This window comes from Massilia jejuensis, assembly GCF_042656795.1.
GTDB classification, from domain to species: Bacteria; Pseudomonadota; Gammaproteobacteria; order Burkholderiales; family Burkholderiaceae_D; genus Telluria; species Telluria jejuensis.
On sequence record NZ_JBHSMS010000023.1, the window covers coordinates 212,439 to 233,189 of the forward strand.

Here is a 20,751-nt window from a genome sequence, read left to right on the forward strand (position 1 = left end):
TGCATGGCGAAAAACCGGCAATTGCATGAACCCGGCTTTCATGCGACGATGTATTTGCGCGCCGCTCCGGGGCGCTGCCTGCACCATCAAGCTCGTCGAATTGCTCACCGATAACGGCACCCGTGCGCCGGCTGTGCAAACATGGACCGGACCTTGCCGTTGCAGCGCAGCTTCGCATGAGCATTTCCTGACTACAAAGTTCCTAGCATTCAGTAAGTCGTGTTTGAATTGCATCAAAGAATCGATTCGACAGCTCTGATTTAATACAGCGTTCTCGTTTGTCGTTCATTGGGCTTGCATGTGCCACGTTCCTGTTCGGGAGCAATGATATGCATTCACGCTTACTGCCGCCGGGACCGCTGGCGTCCGCCGCCGCATCCGGGATGGTATCGCATCGCCGGGGCTCCCCGTGACTGCCGCCACACGGCGACGCTACGGCGGCGCCAGGCTGCTCCTCTTCGTATTGTCGGCAGTGACGGCGAGCGTCGAAGCGAATCCGGCAGAATTGGCGGGTGCGCTCAGCCTGGATGCCGCCATCAGCCTGGCCCACCGGTCGCGGGCCGAGACGCGCGTCGTTGCCGCACGTGTCGACGCCGCCCGCGAGCGGCCAGCCATCGTGGCGGCCCTGGACGATCCTGTCCTCGCCCCGTCGATCGACCACAAGCCGGTCGATCCGATGATGAAGACCGACCGCAGCATCACGTTCGAGCAAAGTTTCCCCTTGTCGCGCATCCGTTCGCACCGGCGCCGCGCCGCCGAGGCCGATGTCGACAAATACGTGGGGGAGGCGGGCAAGTCCGCACTGAAGATCGAAGCCGATGTGGGCCAAGCGTTTTTCATGCTCAACGAGCGCCGCAAGACCCATGCGACGCTGGGCCGCCAGCTCGGGCTGGCGCGCGATATCGTCAAGCTGGCCGCGGCCCGCCACGCGGTCGGCTCCGCGCCCCAGGCCGAGGTACTGCGCGCCGAGATCGAAGTGGCTCGCCTGCGCACCCGCCAGGCGGCCATCCTGGCCGAAACACGTGCAGCCGAGGCGATGTTCAATACCGCGCTCGGCCTCCAGCCCGGGGTTCCGGTCCCCGCCCTGCAGGTGGAAGGAATCCAGGAGCGCCTCTCGCTCGTTCCCGGGCTTCCCGCCGCGCTGGAGACGGCGCTGCGCCGTCGACCTGAATTTCGCATGACCGACGCCGAGATCCGGCGCGCCAGGGCGGAAATCGACGTGATGAAATCCATGTACCAGCCCATGGTAATGGTGCGCGCCGGCATGGCCGATACCATGACTGCGGGGCGCGGCTACATGCTGATGGTGGGCGTCAGTGTGCCGATCTGGGGCGCCCGCTTGCGCGCCGGGGTACGCGAGGCGAGTGCCATGGCGGCGATGGCCGAGGCGGACCGCGAAGCGATGGTGCGCATGATCGATGGCGAGGTCGCGGCGACGCTCGAGTCGCTGCGGGGCGCGGTGGCGACCAACCTGGCGTTTCGCGACGAGTTGCTGCCGCGCGCCGAGCGCGCAGCGGGATCGGCCATGACGTCCTACGCCAGCGGTGGCCTGCCGCTGGCGAGCGTTCTGGAAGCGAACAAGGCCCTGTGGTCGATCCAGGAAGAGGCCGTCATGGCCGAGGCCTCGCTGGGAATGGCCTGGGTCCGCCACCGGAGCGCGATCGGGCATTTCGGAGGCATCCCATGACGGAGAACGCCAGACGATGGCTGTTTTTCCTTGGCGGCGCCGGCCTTGCGTTGCTGCTCGCAGGCACGGTCGTCGCCCTCAAGATCGAGCGCGGCCAGGATGCCGGCGTGACGGCGCCGCTCTCCGGTGGCGAGGCGGCAAGTTCATCCGACGCCAGCCGCCCGGCGCGCACGCCAGTGACCCTTGCCAGCAATCAGGCGGCAGCGATCAATCTGCAGGTGGCGCCGGTCACCAGGCAACATCTGAGCGAAGAATTGCGCGTCATTGCCACGGTCGTGCCCGATGAGTCGCGCATATCGCACATCCATACCCGGGTCAGCGGCTGGGTCGAAAAGCTTCATGTCAGCAATACGGGCGAATCGGTAAGGGCTGGCCAGCCGATCGTCGATATTTTTTCCCAAGAATTGCTCGCGTCCCAGGCGGAGTACCTGTCCGTGCGGACGCTGACCGGACCGCCGACGGCCGCCGTCGAAAGCGGCCGGGCGCGCCTGCGTTATTTCGGCATGAGCGACCACGCCATCGACGCCATCGAGAAAAGCGGCAAGCCGCGCCGCCTGGTGACGCTGGCCGCGCCGCGCTCGGGGATCCTGGCGCACCGCGGCATCGTCGCCGGAACGGCCGTCGACCCCTCGACCGAGATCGCCACCATCCTCGATCTTTCACGCGTATGGGTATGGGCCGAAGTGCCCGAGTCGGCCGCCGCCGCGATCGGAACCGGCGTGCCGGCCCGGCTGGAGTTCGGCCGTGGCGGCGCGGGCGGCATCGCGGCGAAGGTGGAATTCATCGACCCGATCTTGACCGAGACCACCCGCAAACTGAAGGTGCGCTTTTCCCTGCCCAATGCCAGGGGTGCGTTGCGACCGGGCAGCTATGGCACAGCCGTGTTCCAGACCGGGCCGCGCGTGGCGCTGACCGTGCCGCGTGACGCGGTCGTCGACACCGGGGATGCGCAGTATGTGTACGTGCTCACCGACGGGACCAGCTATGCGCCACGCGCGGTGCGCACCGGGACGCGCCTGAAAGACCGGATCGAGATCCTCGACGGCTTGAGCGAGCAGGACAGGGTGGCGATGTCGGGTGTGTTCCTGCTCGATTCGGAAAGCCGCTTGCGCGCATCGGGCGGCCAGGGCGCCGCCCACGGCGCGCACGCGCCGCCATCGGCGCCGCCTTCCCGGCCGGCGCAGGGGCACGGGGGAACGGCCCATGATTGAGCGGATCATCGAATGGTGCGCCGGGCACCGCCTTGCCGTGTTCGTTGGCGCGCTGCTGCTCGGTCTCTGGGCCGTCGATTCATTCAGGAAGACGCCGCTCGACGCGCTGCCGGATTTGTCCGACCCGCAGGTCATCGTGTTCAGCGACTGGATGGGGCGCAGTCCCGACCTGGTGGAGCAACAGGTGACCTACCCCCTGGTCCGGGCTTTGCAGAGCACTCCGGGCGTGCGGGTGGTGCGCGGTTATTCGATGTTCGGCATGAGCTTCGTCTACGTGATCTTCAGGGACAAGACGGACATTTACTGGGCGCGCACCCGTGTCGTGGAACAGCTCGGACGCGCCCGGCAATTCCTGCCGCCGGATGTGGCTCCCGAGCTCGGCCCGGACGCTACCGGCATCGGCTGGGTTTTCCAGTACGTGATCGAGGACGCAAGCGGGCGCCTGGATCCCGCGACCTTGCGTCAACTGCAGGACTTCACCATCCGCCCGGCCCTCCAGTCGGTCGCGGGCGTCGCCGAAGTGGCCTCGCTAGGCGGCTTCGAGCGCCAGTTCCAGGTGGTGCTCGATCCGGTCAGGCTGGCAGGATTCGGGCTGACCGTTCCCGATGTCGCGAAGGCATTGCAAGGCGCGAATTCGGAGGTGGGGGCACGCGTCATCGAAATGGCGGGGCGCGAGTATGTCCTGCGCGGCCGCGGCTATGCCAAGTCGCTGTCCGACCTCGAGCAGAGCATCGTCACGCTGGGGGCGGGCGGGGCGCCGGTGCGCCTGGGCGACATCGCGGTGCTGCAGTTCGGTCCCGAGATACGGCGCGGCGCGGCCGACTGGAATGGCCGAGGCGAAGCGGTGGGCGGCATCGTTGTCATGCGCATCGGCTCGAACGCCCTCGACGTCAACCGCGCCGTCAAGCAAGAAATCGGGCAACTCGCATTGCCGCCCGGGGTACGCCTGGTTCCCACCTACGACCGCTCGGAGCTGATCGAGGGGGCGATCGCCAGCCTGACCGATACCCTGATCCAGCAGGGCGTCATCGTGTCCCTGATTTGCGTGGTGTTCCTGTTCCACGCCCGTTCGGCGCTGGTGGCGATGATCATCCTGCCCATGTCGGTATTGATGTCCTTCATCGCCATCCGCTACCTGGGCTTGACTGCCAATATCATGTCCCTCGGCGGCATCGCCATTGCGGTCGGGGAGCTTGCCGACGCGGCCATTGTCCTGGTCGAGAACGCCCATGTGCGCCTGGCGCGCGCGCCTCCTGGCGCGAACCGGGAGCGCATCATTATCGATGCATGCAAGGAAGTCGGGCGCCCGATCTTTTTCTCGCTGCTGCTCATCACCGTCAGCTTCCTGCCGATTTTCACGCTGAGCGGCCAGGCGGGGCGGCTGTTCGATCCGCTGGCCTATACCAAGACGGCTGCCATGTTCGCCGCCGCCATCCTGTCGATCACGCTGGCGCCGCCCCTCATGGTGCTGTTATTGCACGGGCGCTTTCGCACCGAAGCGGAAAATCCGGTGAACCGCTTCCTCGGCCGCATCTACCAGCCCGTCGCACGCCGCGTCATCCGGTCGCGCCGCCTCGTCATGGCCGGTGCGGTCCTGGCCATGATCGGCACCGTGCCCGTGTTCATGCGGCTCGGATCGGAATTCCTGCCTCCGCTCGACGAAGGCAGCCTGCTGGTGATGCCCACGACGTTTCCCGGCATTGCGATCGAGGAGGCGCGACGGGCCATGATCGCGCAGGACCGCATCATCATGGATTTTCCCGAAGTCGCTTCCGTGCATGGCAAGGCTGGCCGTGCGGAAACGGCGACCGACCCCGCCCAACTGGATATGAACGAATTGACGATCGCGCTCAAGCCGCGTGCGCAGTGGCCGCTGCAGCCTGCCAAGCGCTGGCATAGCGATATCGGTCCCGCTTTTCTCAGGCCGGCCTTGCGTGCCGTCTGGCCGGAACGGCGGCGCCGCACGCTCGACGAGCTGAGCGGCGCCTTGTCGGGGGCCTTGCAAATGCCGGGCTACCAGATGGCGGTGGCGCCGCCCATTCGCACCCGCATCGACATGCTGTCGACCGGCGTGCGCACGCCGGTAGGCATCAAGGTGTTCGGCACTAGCCTGGCCGAGATCGAGCGCATCAGCGTGCAGCTCGAGGGGATGCTGAGGAAGGTCGATGGCACGCGCAGCACCTTCGCCGAGCGCCAGCAAGGGCGCGAATATATCGACATCATCCCCAGGCGCGATGCAATCGCGCGCTACGGCTTGACGGTGCGCGATGTCCACGACGTGCTCGAGGCCGCCGTTGGCGGGATGCCGATGTCGACGATTATCGACGGCCGCGCCCGGTTCTCGGCGAACGTTCGCTATGGCGCGGACTACCGCGGCGACCCGGACGCCTTGCGCGCCATCCTGGTGCCGATTGCCGCCAGTGCCGCCGTGTCCGACGTCGACCGGGGAGGAAGCGGTGCCGGCGTCGCGCCGGCCATGCCGCCGGCCGCCCCCGGCGGCGCGGCCGGCGGCATGGCTGGTATGGGCGGCGCCCAGGCGGCCGCGGCAGCCGGCGCGGCTGCCGGCAACCTGCCGCAGGCCGGCATGCCGAGCACGCCGGCGGGCGCCGACCCGATGCGGCTAGGCCGCGCGCGCGGCCCTTCCGTGCCCTTGGACGAACTGGCCGAGATCCGCGTGGTGGGTGGACCGCCCATGATCAAGGACGAAAACGGCGTGCTGGTCGGTTTCGTGTTCGCCGATATCGACGGCAGCCGGCGCGACCTGGGCGGATGGGTCAAGGATGCCAAGAAGCTGGTCAATGCGGAGCTGGCACTGCCCACGGGCTACCGGCTCCAGTGGACTGGCCAGTATGAATTCATGGCCGAGATGGAGCAGCGCTTGCGGATCATGTTGCCCTTGACCCTGGTGCTGATCGTCGGGCTGCTCTACATGTCGATGCGCGGATGGCCCCAGACCCTGCTGGTGCTGCTCGCCATTCCATTCGCACTGGCTGGCAGCGTATGGCTCCTGGCGTTCATGGATTACAACCTGTCGACCTCCGTATGGGTCGGCTTGATCGCGGTCGGCGGGGTGGCGGCGCAGACCGGGATCGTGATGGTCGTGTACCTCGACGAGACCTACCGCCGCTACAGTGAGGAAGGACGCCTGCGCGGCCCGGACGATGTCGATGCCGCCGTGCTCGAAGGCGCCGCGACCCGGGTGCGGCCGCTGGTCATGACCGTTGCAACGACCGTGCTCGGCTTGCTGCCCCTGCTGTGGGAGAGCGGCGTCGGCGCCGACGTGACGGCGCGCACTGCAGCGCCCGTGGTCGGGGGCCTGCTGTCATGCATCGTGTTGACCTTGCTGGTCTTGCCCGCCGCCTATGCTTCCTGGCGCCACCGCCGCTGGGCTGCGCAAGGTAGTGGGCAATGAGGACGCCATGACCCACCCGAGCACGCACCTGGCCGAACCGGCTCCCGCCGGGAACGCGCAGCCCGCTGCCGAGCGAGGCTTGTCGCAGGAGGCGGCGGCGGCACTGCTGGCGCAGGCGGGACGCAACGAGTTGGCCAAGCAGGCCAGGCGTCCTGCCTGGAAAATCCTGCTGGGACAATACCTGAGCCCCCTGGTCGGCCTGCTGCTGATTGCCTGTGTCGTCTCGGCCGCCCTGGACGAATGGGCGGACGCCGTCGCCATCGGCGTCATCCTGGTCGTCAACGGCCTGGTGGGTTTCTTCCAGGAGTACCGCGCCGAACGGGCGATGGCGGCACTGCGGTCGCTGACGGCGCCGCGCGCCCGGGTGCGGCGCGATGGGCAGGCACGGCTGATCGCGGCGGCCGAGGTCGTGCCCGGAGATATTCTTTTGGTCGAGGCGGGCGACATCGTGGCGGCGGATGCCCGGATACTCGCGTGCTATGCCTTGCTGGTGAACGAGGCGACCTTGACTGGCGAGAGCATGCCGACCGAAAAGGCTGCGCTTGCCGACGCCCCCGGAGCGCCCTTGGCCGAGCGGCACAACGCGCTGTTCATGGGAACCGCGATCGCCAACGGCAGCGGTGTCGCGTGCGTTACCGCGACCGGCGCCCGGACCGAATTGGGCAAGATCGCGCATCTGCTGGCCACGGTCGAAGACAGCGTGACACCGCTGCAGGCACAGCTGGCCCGCATCAGCCGCACGCTGATCCTGCTGTGCCTCGCCGTGGTCCTGCTGGTGGCCCTTCTTGGCTTCATCCAAGGCATGTCCTGGATGAATGTGCTCATTCTGGCGGTCACGCTGGCGGTGGCCGCCGTGCCCGAGGGCTTGCCCGCGGTGGTGACGATCGCGCTGGCCCTGGGTGTCCAGCGCATGGCTGCCCAGCGGGTGCTGGTACGGCGCCTCGATGCCATCGAGACGATCGGTTGCGCGACCGTCGTCTGTACCGACAAGACCGGGACGCTGACGATGGGCAACATGATCGTCCGCGCACTGTGGGGCGCCGACGAGCATGCCCTGCTGTTCGCCGCCGCGGCATGCTGCGAAGCCCAACTCGACAGCCAGGGCAAGGCAGGGGTGGGCGATACCACCGAACTGGCGATCCTGGTGGCAGCATGGGAGCGGGGCATCCGCGCAGAAGACCTCGAGCGTGACTTCCCCAGGCGCTTTGTGATCCCTTTCGATTCCGTGCGCAAGAGCATGGCGATCCGGCGCGCCAACGGCGTTTTATATGTCAAGGGCGCACTCGAAATGGTGCTGGCCCGGAGCCGCTCGGCGCCGGAGGGCGTGAGCGAGGCCGCCGACGACATGGCGCGGCGCGGCCTGCGGGTGCTCGCCATCGCGACCGGCGAGGGCGAAACGGAAGAAGGCCTGACTCTGCTGGGCCTCGTCGGATTGGCCGACCCGCCGCGTCCCGAAGCCATTGCGGCCATCGCCGAAGCCCGCCGCGCCGGCGTGACCACCGTCATGATCACCGGAGACCATCCGGTCACCGCCGAGGCGATTGCCCGGGAATTGGGTATCCTGGCCCCGGACGAAGCGGTGCAAGGGCGCATCCACGCGCGCGCGACGCCCGGGGATAAGCTGCGCATTGTCAGGGACTGGAAAGCCCAGGGGGCCGTGGTCGCCATGACGGGGGACGGCGTGAATGATGCACCGGCGCTGCGCGAAGCCCATATCGGCATCGCCATGGGCATCACCGGCACCGAAGTGACGCGCGAAGCCGCCGACATCATCCTCACGGACGACAATTTCGCCAGCATCGTCGGCGCTGTGCGCGAAGGGCGCGGCATATTCGACAATATCCGGAAGACCGTGATCTATCTGCTGGCAGGCAATGCCGGCGAACTGGCGGTGATGCTGTTTGCGGCAGTGCTTGCGCTGCCGATTCCCTTGCTCCCGCTGCATATCCTCTGGATTAACCTGGTCACGGACAGCCTGCCCGCATTGGCGCTCGTGACCGATCCGACCGACGAAGACGTCAACGGCCGGCCCCCGCGCGACCCGGCGCTACCCATGCTCGGGCGGCGCGAATGGAGCGTCGTGCTGGCCACCGGCGCACTCCAGGCGCTGGTGACCTTGACCGTATTTGCCTGGGCCCTGCAGGCAAGGGGACTCGACGAGGCACGCAACCTGGCGTTTACAACGCTCGTCTTCGGCGAGTTGTTCCGTGCTTTTGGCGCACGCCGCAGCGACAAGACCTTCTGGGAAGTCGGCATCCTGAGCAACTGGCGCCTGTTTGCGATCGTCATGCTGTCGGCGGTCGTACAAATCGGCATCCACCATGTGCCGGTCATGCGCGAGTTGATGCAGCTTACGCCGCTGTCCCTGAGCGATTGCATGCTCACGATCGTCATCGGCCTCATTCCGCTCACCGTGATCGAGGCATGGAAGCTGTTTGCGCGCAAGTGGATACGAGGACATTAATTTTCCGACCTTCAGCATAGTGCAGGCGGTACGGCGAGAAGCTGCAACGCAGCCATGGAGGTTTCGTTAGGTACTCTCAATCGTTTCGCCGTGTAAGCGACCAACACGGCTCCATTCATGTCTTTATCGGGAGGTTGAAATGAAATCGAACATGCTCATTGCAGCAATGATCGCCATGGCAAGCGCCACTTTTTCGGCAACGGCCGGACAGGATGAGGCGCAACGACAGATGATTCAACGTGCGATGGCGGCAAAGCTGAAGCTCCAGCAGGCCGAGGCCGCCAGGGGCGAAAAACGCAAGGCGCTCATGACCGAACATATGAAGATGATGCAGGAGATGATGGCACAGATGGCAACGATGAAGCCGAAGCCCGGCCTCAGCCCGCAAGAACATGAAGCATGGATGGCCGAGCATCAGAAGCTCATGCAGCAGATGCTCGATCAGATGCAGGGGCAGCATCAGCTCATCATGCAGATGAAGTGACCGATGAGGTGAAGGATGAGGTGAACCATACAAGCGCTGGGCAGCGCTTCTGCGAGCGCTGAACCGCCGCCATGATCGCGCAGACGGAGGAAGGCGTATGGACCGCGACGCAAAGAGGCTCAAGCAGCTTGAATTGCTGGGAAGTCTGGGCGCCGGCGTTCTTGGAGCAGGCATCGCGCTGCTGTTTTCCCGGTGGTTGCAGCCTTACTTCCTGGCGGCGCTCATCATCGGCATTGCAGCCCATGGCTGGGCCATGTTCGCCAAGGGGCGCCTGGAGCGCCAGGCCCACACGACGCAGCCGCGATGGGCAATCGCTGCGGAATGGGCCTGTTGGCTCATGATCTTAGCGCTAATCTTATATGTCATCACGGACGTCCTGGCGTAGCGACGCGGGATGGAGATGTCCGGCTTGCAGTGGGTCGTTGAATTGCCTTGGGTGGCGCCACCAGTTTTAGCCGGCTATTTATCCATCATGAGCGGCATGCAGGCATCCAGTTGGCGCCTTTCGCCGCTTGCTCCCTCATCTATTGCTCTCCCCGACTGTTCACCGCAGTTCGAATCGAACAGTCAGGGAGAGGAGGGCGAATTCGCGCGAAGGGTTGCATCAAACTCGGCAAGTCCATAACGCTTTGCTGGACAAGAGAGGACGCCTGGTTCCAGCATACTCCATGATGTCTAATCCTTGGAACGACGAACGATCTTCTTGACTACCCCACTACTGCCTGCGGGTATCCCAGTGAGGTTTCCGAGAACGTATATTTCGCCAGCTGAATCTTGTCCAAAGCCCAGCACGAAGATATCAAGGGTATCGCCCAATTCCTCGATTTTATTGCGGTTGTCGGAAACCGGTGCGGCCAGATGGAATAAGACTCCCCGCGGCTTGTTGCTGTTCTTCGAATAGTCGCCAAACACATATTTGCCTCTGAGCGCTGGAATGGCATCGCCGCGGTAGACAAACCCGGCGATGACAGCAATGCCCTGGTTGTGACGATACTGGGCGATTGGATCGATTGCGAAAGCAGGAAACCGGGGACTTTCCCGGAATGCACGCCCATCTGTTTGAAATCCCTTGATTTCGCATCCCCTCGGATCAAACAGGAAGCTACCCTCTTTTACGCGCCAGCCGTAGTTTCCGCCTTTCTTGATCAGGTCGATTTCTTCAATATCATCCTGGCCGACGTCGCCGGCAATCAGCTGTGCTGTGGGGAAATCGAAAGAAAACCGGAACGGGTTACGCAGCCCCTTTGCCCACACTTCAGGAATGACGCTGGCTCTTCCGGATGCAAACGTGATGACGCCCGGGTTATCCGACGGGATTCGATATTGCATATTGGCAGATAGGGCACCCTGACTGTCAGGATTTGGGTCGATGCGCAAGATGGATGCCAGAATACTGTTCGGGTCTTGGCCAATTCCATCAGAACCATGACCCTGGGTGACAGTGCCGTCCACGCCGATTTGGCAATCCTGATCGTCTTCGCCTCCCCCATCCCCCAAAGATATATATAGCATCCTGTCCGGTCCGAAAGCGATCGTGCCCCCCGTGTGATTGAACTGCGGGTTCGCGACCCTTAGCACGACTCGCGATACCTCAGGGCGCATGGCATTCCACTCTCGAATAACGTTGTCATGGTCTACCGGTTTGCTGGGAAAGTCTGCTTGCTCGCTGGGGGGTTCGGTGGTGAAGGTATAGAAGAGGTGATTAGTAGCAAAGTCTGGATGGAAGGCCAACCCGAGAAGACCGCGTTCGTCATACCCCCCCAGGACTGGAATTCCTAATGGTGTCAATAAACCCATCACATCAAGAAATACAGTTTTATCACCGGTGGCCGTGTCGACCTTATACACTTTCCCGATCTGGTCAACAACGTAGAGATTGCCCAGGTCGCCGGGCGCCGCGACTCCTGCAACCGGCGCCGCTAATCCCGATGCAATCGTATTGAGCCCGACGTCGATACCCTTCCCAGCATGAACCTGATTAATTGGAACCAGCGAAATAGCAGCGTAAGCAATGCTCGCAACAAGTGTTTTCCTAAGACGAGGTGCAGCGTTCATGGCGGTTCTCCCTCAAACTATTTTTGCTCCGATATAGAACTTTCATTTGCATAGCAAAATTAGAAAAACAAAAGTAACGACAAAATTTTCATTAGAATGCAAGAAATTTTACTGGCGAGCTACGCGCGACAAGAATAGATTTCAGTCCAAGTATGGAAAATCCCCGCCTTCGTACCCCCAGGAAAAGACTGCGCCGGCTTGGCAAGCAGTTCCCACCCCACAAGCAATTCATATGCCAAATAAGGGTTCGTGGTCGTACGGGGCTTCCGGCTTCATCTCTCAAGCCTGTACAGGCACTGGGACCGATACTGGGTGTTTTCCCCCACCCAGTGCGCGTTATCCCCCACCCGACCAACCTGGCTGATACTGATGCTTACGCTAACTCGGCATTTCTGAGCAGACCTTTCAGCGCCGGAAGAAGTAGTACGGAGTGAATCGCCTTGAGCAACGCCGGAGCCCATGCAAGTTCGGCGCTCGACGGTCGAGCACCCGTACTTGGCATCCAGGGATTGCTGGCGGCGATCAGGCCGTACGCCCGCATGTTGACGCTGCAAGCCCTGCTTGCAGCGCCGCTGATCGGTGCCAGGAGGCCATTACCACAACTATTGCGTTGACCATTACATAATTCTTTACAGTAATTCGATAAGCCGCTACAGTCGGACACTTTCCCGTTCCATGCCTCCTCCATGTCCAAGCCGCAGTCTGCCGGCGCCATCTTGCGCTGGCGCGGTGAATTCATCTCCACCAGCTTGGAATCGGCTTTCCTTCGCGATCAGGGCAGCGTGATCCAGCAGGAACTGACACGCTCGCTCTCATTTTGTGGGATCGCTTATTTGATATTTGCGCTTGCCGACATGGCCCATCTTGGCTATGGCAGCCAGACATTGGCATTGTTCATCGTGCGCCTGGCAATCGCCGCGGTCGCCGTGAGCGGCATCGTGCTAACCCGCTGCAGCGCGAATCCAGGAAACACCGCCTATCGCGCAGCGACCGTATTCACCAGCCTCGCGATGCTCTCGTTCTTGCTAGTAGCCTATTGGCGAGGCGAACTGCTACTTCACGGCATGTCGATGGCCATCATGCTGATCATCGTCTACCTGTTCATTCCAAACCGCCTGGTCAATGCAACCTTGGTTGCACTCAGCGCGAGCGCCGCCTTCCTGGCGCTCGTCTACGCCCAGGGTATGGTTAGCCCACGCCACCTGTGGACCATGGCGATGCTCCTGCTGCTCGCGAATCTATTCGGCGCCGCTGCCGCGCGGCGCGACGCCCATTCGTCGCGACGGCAATACTGGGCCCAGCAACATCTGATCAACCAGTCAGTCCGCGACTCCCTCACTGGCGCCTTCAACCGGCGTCACTTGAACGCCGGCCTGCTCGAACGTGAAATCGACCGCGCCCGGAGCCGCGGTACCTCGCTCACTATTATTATGTGCGACCTGGACAGTTTTAAAGCCATCAACGATACCCATGGTCATCAAGCCGGGGACACGCTCCTGCATGATTTCGCCCGTCTGCTGCTGTCGATGACCCGTGAAGGTATTGATACGGTGGTGCGCTACGGCGGCGAAGAATTCCTGCTGATCCTGCCTGACACCGATCTGGCCGATGGCCATGCACTCGCCGAAAGCATGCGCGCACGCCTTGCCGAATCTGGCAGCCTGCACGACCAGGTCCGGATTGGCGCCACGGCAAGCTTTGGCGTGGTCAGCGTGCGCCTTTCGCCTGGCCTGCCCGGCATTACCAGTAAAGCCCTGATCGCGCGGGCCGATCAACTGATGTATGCCGCCAAACGCAGTGGCCGCAACCGGGTTCACGTGACGGGATGGGAAGCCATCAACAGAGCCTGAACCTGGCCCGAGGCGGCTGCGCGCCAGTGAAAGACAGCTTCGAAGGATGCGGGCCTATCCTTGAGCAGCTACGACCGGCTGCAAACGACTCAAAACGTATCCTAAAGCTTGGCCAATTGCGCTTGCCTAGGGCCAGTGGTGCTCATGATGAGTTTCTGCTGACGGCGCCAGCCCATAACTTCGGCGAATGGCGAAAAAACTGCTTTCGCCGCAACGGGGAATCGAACCAGCGACCAGCTGAGCGAACCCAGCACCAGCTACTCGACGCATCTTTCCTGCACAGTCACTTCGTCAAGACTGTTCTTGCCTGAGAGTTTTCAACACAATCAGCCGTACATGGACGTCCCTGGTGTGCCAAGCACAGATTCATTGACGAGCAGACGGTGAAGATTGCACCCGTACATCCGGACTGTAGTTCCAATGTACCGTCTACGATAGACCTTGCTTTCATGACGCTGGATAGCGGGCAGGACGGAGAACGCTGCAGCCCTGGCCACGCGGCAGTACAGAGAAAAGCAACCGATAGCTCTTGCGCAAACGCATCACGCTCTGCTTAACGTACGTCAATAATCTGCTTTTTCGATCACGCCCCACGAACGCGATGGCAGACACCCGCACCATGCAGGAACTTCGGCTTGCCGTATCGAGGCTCGGTACGCGAGATCGCCCTTTAGGACTAGCGCTTGCCCGCGCAGGCGGAGCGCACGATGATGTATTGCTACCGCAGAGGATGATCGGTAAGGAAGCCGTCTGCGGCGGCTTCGAATACCGCGTTCTTTGCGTGGCCGATAACGCGGCGCTCGCCCTGAAGGACTTCATCGGGGTAGCTGCCGAACTGCGCGTGATCACCGACCGGGGGCATGTACGTCGCATCTGCGGGATCGTCACCGAAGCGGCATCGGGCCAGAGCGACGGCGCGCTTGCGACCTACCAGCTGATGATGCGCGATGCGCTGTCGGTCATGGAAGGCCGGACCAACACCCGGGTGTTTCGGAATCAGAGTGAACTGGACGTCATCGCGACGTTGGTGGCCGAATGGCACGAGCGCAATTCTGTGCTGCGTGCGACGTTCGAGCTGCAGGTCGACATAGGGCTCGGCAGCAAGCTCGCGCAGCGTGAATTCATCATGCAATACAACGAGTCGGACGCCGCTTTCATACGGCGCCTGTTGCAGCGTCGCGGTATCGCCTGGCTCTTCCGTGCCGGCTTGCCAAGCGATCCTTCCCGGCGCCGCCCGCGGCAAGAGCCAATCGGGCATACGCTGTTCCTGTTCGATGACGCCAATCACCTGGAGCAGAACGCGGCCGGCAGTGTGCGCTTTCATCGGGACGCCGCCACGGAGCAGCGCGACGCCATCACTGGCTGGAGCGCCGTGCGCACGCTGCAGCCGGGCAGCGCTTCTCTACACACCTGGGACTACAAGAATTTATCCGGCGGCGTGTTCATGGAAACACGCACCGAATCGCAGACCGACCAGGGCGAGCGAGGTAATGCATTGGCCGCCAGCCTCGACGACTACTACGTCGCAGCGCCGCACGTCGGCGACACTGCAGGCGACCTCGCCGATCTGGGCTATGCGCAGATCGCGCACTACGAATATGAAGCCAAGAGCTTTCACGGTGAAGGCGGCGTGCGCGACCTGGCGGTAGGTGAATGGTTCAGCCTTGACGGCCACCCTGAAATCGACACCCACCCCGCGAAGGAACGCGAGTTCGTCATCACTGCGCAGCACATCGCGGCACAGAACAATTTGCCGGTCGAGGTTAGCGCCCGTGTCGAGCGGCTGTTCAACCGCAACGGCTGGAGCCAGGGCGACTACGCAATCTTTGCCAATGGCGACGATGAGCCGATCCGCTACAACACGCGTTTCACCTGCGTGCGGCGCGGCATTCGTATCGCCCCGCCCCGCGCGACCTTGCCGCGGCCGGCGCTGCAGACGGCGATCGTGGTCGGCCCCGCGAACGAGCAGGTCTGGTGCGACGACATGGGGCGCGTCAAGATCCGCTTTCCGGCGACGCGCGCGCAAGACCACGCACACGCCAACGGTGCCGGCAGCTCCGACTCGGACGCCGACTCGGCCTGGGTGCGCGTGGCTTCCACCTGGGCCGGCAACGGCCCAGGTACCGCCGGGCAGTGCGGCACGCGCCTGCTGCCTCCGGTCGGTACCGAGGTATTGGTCGGCTGGGCCGGCGGAGACCCGGACAAGCCAATCATCATTGGCCAGCTGTACAACGGCAGTGGCCCGCCGCCCGCATTCCGCCAGGAGGGTGGGCTGCCGAACACCAAGTACCAGTCGGGCATCCGTTCGCGCGAAATACGCGGCAGGCGCGGCAACCAGCTACGTCTGGACGACACGACTGGCCAGATCAGCGCGCAGCTGGCGAGCGATCATGCCACCACGGAGCTCAACCTCGGCTACCTGACCGAGCTGCGCCAGGACGGCAGTGCCGCTCCGCGCGGCGAAGGCGCGGAGTTGCGCAGCGACGAGGCGATCGCATTGCACGCTGCCAGAGGCATCCTGCTGAGCACGTGGAAGCTGCTGGGGGGCGCGAACTCGAAAGGTAGCCAGCTCGCGCGCGAGGATTATCTGGGCCTGTTGCGCGAGTGCGGTGAACTGTGCGCCGCGCTCGGCAACTTCGCGGCCGAACACAACGGCATGCCGATCGACACCAAGGAGCAGGACGAACTGCTGGCCCGCTTCAAGAAGTGGGAAGACGGCAGCAACACCGCACCCAAGGCAACCGAGCCGGGTGAGCCGGTCATCGGCATCACATCCCCGGCGGGGATAGGCTTTGCCAGCAGCCAGGCCATTGTCAGCTATTCGGCCCGGAACATCGATACCGTGGCGCAGCAGCATCTGCAGATGACCGCCGGCCAGCGCTTCAGCCTGAACGCCGGCAAGGGCATTGCCTTGTTCGCCCAGCATGGTGGCCTCATTGGTATTGCCCACTTCGGCAAACTGCTGCTCCAGAGCCAGCATGACGACACCGACATCAACTCGGCCAAGAACCTGAACGTGACCGCCACCGAAGGCACGGTCACGGTGTCCGGCAAAATCATCTTGCTGGTGGCGGAGGACGGCTCGTTCCTGAAACTGGGCGACGGGCCTCCAGTACTGGGCAGCAAACAACCGCTCAAGTTCCACGCACCAGACTTCCTGTACGACGAGCCCGAGAGCATGACGGCCCAGTTCCCGAAGTTCGGCGAGGGCGGCGCCGACCAGAAGCTGGCGGTGCACTACGCGCGGGGCACGCCGCTCGAGAATGGCGATCGGCCGCTGGGCGGCGCCGTCAAGGACGCCAAGATGAAAATCGGGCTCAGTGACGGCAGCGACATGCAGGTGCGCAGCGGTGCAGATGGCAAATCCGAACTGATCGAGCGCGACGCCATGCATATGGCCGAAATCAGCTTGATGCGCGGCGGCGACCAATAGCCCTATCGGAAGGTGAACTCATGGCAGATTCGAGCAGAAAATATCCGAAGTCTGAATATCTGGCGAACCACACCTGCACGGTGTTGCGAAATAAGCGTGTGTCCGACAGGGTCATCGAGCACCCCCGCGACAAGCCTTGTAACGTCATCATCGTCCATGGTGTGAACGATGTCGGCACCAACTTTAGTGAAGTGGAGGAAGGCCTGTGCGCCGGGCTGGAACAACGGCTGTCTCGCTGCTTCAAGCCGGCGAAGTACTCGCTGCCGACCGACAAGGACAAGGTGGTCGAGGACCCGGATGCGACCTACTTCAAGCGTAAGGTGACTAGCGACACGGACAGCCCTGTCATTCCCTTCTATTGGGGCTTTCGCGAGCTCGGAAAACAAACAAGAACTGTCAATGGCCAGAAGACAGACCGTTTCGGTACTCGTCTCGACAAGGACATGTCCAAGGGCGGGGGCCCGTTCGCCAATGCCACCAGCACTCTCCCCGACATGTGGAACCGCGGTGTAGGCGCGCCGCTGGACCTCATGAGTGACCCATTACGGCCGCTCAAGAATGGTCCCGGCCGCATGTACATGGTGCTCGCCGCGCGGCGCCTGGCGGCGCTGATCGCAATGATCCGCGACTACGAACCAGACGAGACGGTTACGATCGTCGCCCATAGCCAGGGCGGCTTGCTGAGTTTGCTCGCGCAGGCGTTCCTGATGGAGCGTGGCGAGCGCACGGCCGACACCCTGATCCTGACCCATCCACCGTATAGCCTAGAAGAGGATTTGAACTGGAAGGTCGATATAGCCAATTTCTTTTTCGGTGGAGAAGACGCACCAATGAAAGGTCATTACGACCGTATTGCCGGGTTACAGAGCCTGCATGGCAGGTTGCAGACGCTCGTTAACATCGTACAAGGCGTAGCCAAAGCCAAGGCAACTACCCCGGCCTTTACAAAAATTAACGAGGCAGAATGCGGCGGCATGGTCGAGGGCCGCTGGAAACCGGATGGGGACCGTGATAACCGGGGCAAGGTGTACCTCTACTTCAGCCCGGAAGACATGACGGTCGCGCTTGAAAATATGAAGGGCATTGGATGGCAAGGGGTGCCTGACTACATTCAGGGCACCGAAGCGAAATACAAGCAAGTGAAAAAAAGGATCGGACGCGGGAGCGACTACGATTTCGTGACGCGAATGGAGTGGGTGCCTTCCACGGTCACGCGCATGCCTCTCAAGGAACTCGGAGACAGCTTCCGCCAACGCGTGTTCACGTCAAAGCAGCGGTTCGACCTACGGACGCGCAAAGTGGTGCCGGTATTGATTGGCCAGCCACCCCACGATTTCGCCTTGTGTATCAAAGGTGAGGACGATCACGCGCACGTCGCAGAAAGCGGGCGCGGGTTGCGCGCATCGCTCCAAGTCGCCAAGTGGCCGATTCAGCAGGGCGACAAGCCGGAGGATCAGCGCTACGGAATCCGCAGGATCAATGGCGAACCATTGATCAAGCCCTGTCTGGCGGACATGCGGGGCAATCAAATCGACGCCAATGGGATTCCAGCAAGCTCGACCCACTCAAGGTTGGCAGCGGCCGACCGCGGGCCGTGCGAGGAAGTGGACCCGATCACGGCGGCGATCGCGATCTCGATCGAAAACGGATTGCGCATCAATCCTGAAGTACGGCCCGACCCGACGGGTAGAGTCAGTGACCCGGGCGTCCAGGTACCCATTCCCAAACATGACTTGGACCGCATCGAGGTGGCGTACAACGCCGAGAAGAATCCAAACGGTACCACCGAAGAAAACAAGTTCACCATCGTGCGCGCGATGCGCTACCCAGATGGCAAGGTGGTTGCGATGGTGCGGGAAAGCCGGGACGCTGCGCGGCGGCGCTGGCAGCATGAGGTCAGTGCCAAGTCCTTCCACAGCGCCATTTTCGATAGCCGCAAAAATCATAGTCAGGTTACCGCCTACGACGTGGCCATCGGCAGGGGAAAGGCGAGTACGGATCCGAATTTCTACGCTTACCTGTGCGCGGTCGCGGACTGGCGGTTGAAAAAGCCGGAAAACATCAACGATAAACCGCGTTCAGGAATACTTACTTGGGATAAGTTCGTCAAGCAGTTTGGTATCTACCTCGAGTGCGAACCGCAATGGCGACGTGAACTCATCGAAGGCAACATGAAGTACTACACCGACGGCACTTTGCCCGCCTGCCTGCCGCTGTTGACAGGCAAGCTCCTAGATATCGTGGTGTCGGAAACGACGGGAACGCGGATCTCGCGGACGACGCCGAAGGAGAAAGCATGAGCGCCCCGGCCTTGCTTGACGAGGCGGCAGTAAAGCGGCCTACGACGTGGCGATATCTTGCCGGCGCGGTTGTCGCCTACCCGCTCTTGCTCATGCTGTGGCTAATTTTCGATTTCCGAGTTCTCAACCCGGAACTGGTGAATGTTAACGTGGAGACCACGATGGACAAGATACGTTGGTTCGGGGTGCCGCTGGCGGCCGTTGCGCTCCTGTTCGGCGGCAGCTGGCTGTTTGGGTCCTTCAAGGCGGACGCGCGGGAACGCGAGTGGCAACAGAAAACACAGCAGCTCAAGGCGCAGGAGACCGCAGCGAGCACTGAGCAAGCGCGCCGGGAATACGTGCTGGAAGTAATCGGCCTGGGCGTCACGGTCGAGAAATACCGGCAAGGCAAGCTGTGGGAAGCCCTGCAAAAGGGGACGCCATTCACCAGCATCCGTGAGCCCGATCCGAAGAAGTATGAGTGGGCAAAGAATGACAAAATTGGGGTGAGTGGAAGCCGCGCCTGCGATGCGCTGGAGAACGGCGCAGATCTGTCTCTAATGTTCTGGGGAGTACCTACCTTTTATGCAGGTAGCCCAATACATCATCCGGCATACCAACCAAGTGAGATATCTCCTATGTCGGGTCTGGCCGCCAGCGCAGAGGGTACGGGAATGGCCTGGCATTTGTTCGTGACCGGGCCATGGCAGCTCGGCGAGCGCCCTGACCGCTTACTGGAACAGGTGTTCGAATTTTTTGATGCTCACCCGGACTTGCCCTACGTTGTCCTTCTGGCAGACGACAGTAGTGCAACCCGTGACGCCTCCCTTGCGCCTGGTTCCGCTCCGCTCATCGAAGACGGTTACTACATTCCTGAGATGCCCGACTCCACCGCCGTTTTCGTGCTAGCGCGGCGCGAACGCGTCGAGCCACTGCGCCCGTACGTGTGGGACGATCCGAACAACGACTATTTGCAAGAGAACTTGCGGATGATGTACTACGGCCTCAAAGAATCGGTGCCAACGCCCGAAAAGTTGGCGAACCCGGAAAAATTCCATGGCGGCCGTAATCCAACTGTCGCCGAATGGCTGACAGCCGCAGCGGCATTCGCCAAGCGCCCGGTATTCGACAAGGACAAAGCAGACATCTCCCTGGCGGCTTTCCGCCGCTGGCTGAACGACCCGCCAAAGGATTGGAAACCGACGCCGTGGTTCCCGGTGCCATGGAACCGCAATCAAATGGAGGCATTCGACAACTTGCCTTCGCTGGGCTTCATCCACCGTCCAGTCTTCGTCAAATTCGAGGACGAGCACGGCCAGCCGGTCAAGCGCCGCGAGGCGCGCCAGAAGATCCTGGAAGCAGGCTGGCAACAGGCCCTCCAAACCTTGCCGGCTGCCGAGCGCGCGAAAGGCCCGGCCCGCATCATCGGCGCCTTCGGCGAGCAGGTCGAGCAGCAGCTCGCGTTCGAAGGCACCCTGCACAGCTATGCGGCGCAAGGAGGCCCCGAGATCGACACCAGCAAGACGGCGCAGTTCATCAACACCGACCATCGCTTCGGCAACACCGGGGCCAGCACCTTCTTCGTGCAGATGGCGGTCGGCGTGATGGGGAGCTACTACGAGGGTGGCAGCTCGGCCGCCGTTAACCTGCGCGATCCTTCCGGAGCCAGCATCGTCTTCATCAGCCCTCCCTCGCAACAGCGGCGCGAGGCGCAGAAGGGCCGCGACCTGTTCAAGCACCAGGTACAGCCGGCGATCGACCCGGAAAACTACAAGCCGCCGACAGTCGGGGCAGTCCTGCAAACCGGAGAGGCAATGGGCGTCGAGTAAAAGAGCGCGTCAAAGCAGTAATGTTTAAACCAGTGGAGGATAGGGCA

At 62.6% G+C, this 20,751-nt stretch carries 11 protein-coding genes; 10 read left to right on the forward strand and 1 reads right to left on the reverse strand.

Going from position 1 to position 20,751, the window contains the following annotated elements; all coding sequences use genetic code 11:
- Positions 1–409 precede the first annotated feature (409 nt).
- The 6 genes from ACFPOU_RS06640 (at position 410) to ACFPOU_RS06665 (ending at position 9,643) form a co-directional block, all read left to right on the forward strand.
- Positions 410–1,687 (forward strand): TolC family protein, encoded by a 1,278-nt coding sequence (locus tag ACFPOU_RS06640; RefSeq protein ID WP_379718473.1) that lies wholly within the window; start codon positions 410–412, stop codon positions 1,685–1,687.
- Positions 1,684–2,898, forward strand: a complete 1,215-nt coding sequence (locus ACFPOU_RS06645) for an efflux RND transporter periplasmic adaptor subunit (RefSeq protein ID WP_379718476.1) — start codon at positions 1,684–1,686, stop codon at positions 2,896–2,898. The genes ACFPOU_RS06640 and ACFPOU_RS06645 overlap by 4 nt, the downstream gene beginning before the upstream one ends.
- Complete coding sequence (locus tag ACFPOU_RS06650) at positions 2,891–6,310, forward strand: efflux RND transporter permease subunit (protein WP_379718479.1); 3,420 nt, start codon at positions 2,891–2,893, stop codon at positions 6,308–6,310. The genes ACFPOU_RS06645 and ACFPOU_RS06650 overlap by 8 nt, the downstream gene beginning before the upstream one ends.
- A 7-nt stretch (positions 6,311–6,317) precedes the next feature.
- Positions 6,318–8,774, forward strand: a complete 2,457-nt coding sequence (locus ACFPOU_RS06655; protein WP_379718482.1) for a cation-translocating P-type ATPase — start codon at positions 6,318–6,320, stop codon at positions 8,772–8,774.
- Between the two features lie 139 nt (positions 8,775–8,913).
- The gene (locus tag ACFPOU_RS06660; protein ID WP_379718485.1) at positions 8,914–9,258 is read left to right on the forward strand and encodes a hypothetical protein; all 345 of its coding nucleotides are present in this window, start codon (positions 8,914–8,916) and stop codon (positions 9,256–9,258) included.
- Positions 9,259–9,355: 97 nt separating this feature from the next.
- Positions 9,356–9,643, forward strand: coding sequence for a hypothetical protein (locus ACFPOU_RS06665; protein WP_379718488.1), 288 nt, complete (start codon positions 9,356–9,358; stop codon positions 9,641–9,643).
- Between the two features lie 290 nt (positions 9,644–9,933).
- Here the strand turns inward: ACFPOU_RS06665 and ACFPOU_RS06670 are convergent, their stop codons facing one another.
- Positions 9,934–11,313 (reverse strand): PQQ-dependent sugar dehydrogenase, encoded by a 1,380-nt coding sequence (locus ACFPOU_RS06670; protein ID WP_379718491.1) that lies wholly within the window; start codon positions 11,311–11,313, stop codon positions 9,934–9,936.
- A 686-nt stretch (positions 11,314–11,999) separates the two neighbouring features.
- On the opposite strand from ACFPOU_RS06670, the gene ACFPOU_RS06675 reads away from it, so the two are divergent.
- The 4 genes from ACFPOU_RS06675 (at position 12,000) to ACFPOU_RS06690 (ending at position 20,704) form a co-directional block, all read left to right on the forward strand.
- On the forward strand, positions 12,000–13,163 hold the full coding sequence (locus ACFPOU_RS06675) for a GGDEF domain-containing protein (RefSeq protein ID WP_379718494.1): 1,164 nt from the start codon (positions 12,000–12,002) through the stop codon (positions 13,161–13,163).
- Between the two features lie 529 nt (positions 13,164–13,692).
- Positions 13,693–16,596: a type VI secretion system Vgr family protein gene (locus tag ACFPOU_RS06680; protein ID WP_379718497.1), complete on the forward strand. Its 2,904-nt coding sequence runs from the start codon at positions 13,693–13,695 to the stop codon at positions 16,594–16,596.
- Between the two features lie 20 nt (positions 16,597–16,616).
- Positions 16,617–18,896 carry a T6SS effector phospholipase Tle3 domain-containing protein gene (locus ACFPOU_RS06685; RefSeq protein WP_379718500.1) on the forward strand — a complete coding sequence of 760 codons (2,280 nt, stop codon included), beginning with the start codon at positions 16,617–16,619 and terminating at the stop codon, positions 18,894–18,896.
- Positions 18,893–20,704 carry a type VI lipase adapter Tla3 domain-containing protein gene (locus ACFPOU_RS06690; RefSeq protein WP_379718503.1) on the forward strand — a complete coding sequence of 604 codons (1,812 nt, stop codon included), beginning with the start codon at positions 18,893–18,895 and terminating at the stop codon, positions 20,702–20,704. Before ACFPOU_RS06685 ends, ACFPOU_RS06690 begins: the two co-directional genes overlap by 4 nt.
- The last annotated feature ends 47 nt before the right edge of the window (positions 20,705–20,751 follow it).

Bases quoted from the DNA above. Each gene is read 5' to 3' on its own strand.
- ACFPOU_RS06655 (WP_379718482.1), top strand. From the start codon at position 6,318: ATGACCCACCCGAGCACGCACCTGGCCGAACCGGCTCCCGCCGGGAAC.
- ACFPOU_RS06670 (WP_379718491.1), bottom strand. From the start codon at position 11,313: ATGAACGCTGCACCTCGTCTTAGGAAAACACTTGTTGCGAGCATTGCT.
- ACFPOU_RS06645 (WP_379718476.1), top strand. From the start codon at position 1,684: ATGACGGAGAACGCCAGACGATGGCTGTTTTTCCTTGGCGGCGCCGGC.
- ACFPOU_RS06650 (WP_379718479.1), top strand. From the start codon at position 2,891: ATGATTGAGCGGATCATCGAATGGTGCGCCGGGCACCGCCTTGCCGTG.
- ACFPOU_RS06675 (WP_379718494.1), top strand. From the start codon at position 12,000: ATGTCCAAGCCGCAGTCTGCCGGCGCCATCTTGCGCTGGCGCGGTGAA.
- ACFPOU_RS06660 (WP_379718485.1), top strand. From the start codon at position 8,914: ATGAAATCGAACATGCTCATTGCAGCAATGATCGCCATGGCAAGCGCC.
- ACFPOU_RS06665 (WP_379718488.1), top strand. From the start codon at position 9,356: ATGGACCGCGACGCAAAGAGGCTCAAGCAGCTTGAATTGCTGGGAAGT.
- ACFPOU_RS06690 (WP_379718503.1), top strand. From the start codon at position 18,893: ATGAGCGCCCCGGCCTTGCTTGACGAGGCGGCAGTAAAGCGGCCTACG.
- ACFPOU_RS06685 (WP_379718500.1), top strand. From the start codon at position 16,617: ATGGCAGATTCGAGCAGAAAATATCCGAAGTCTGAATATCTGGCGAAC.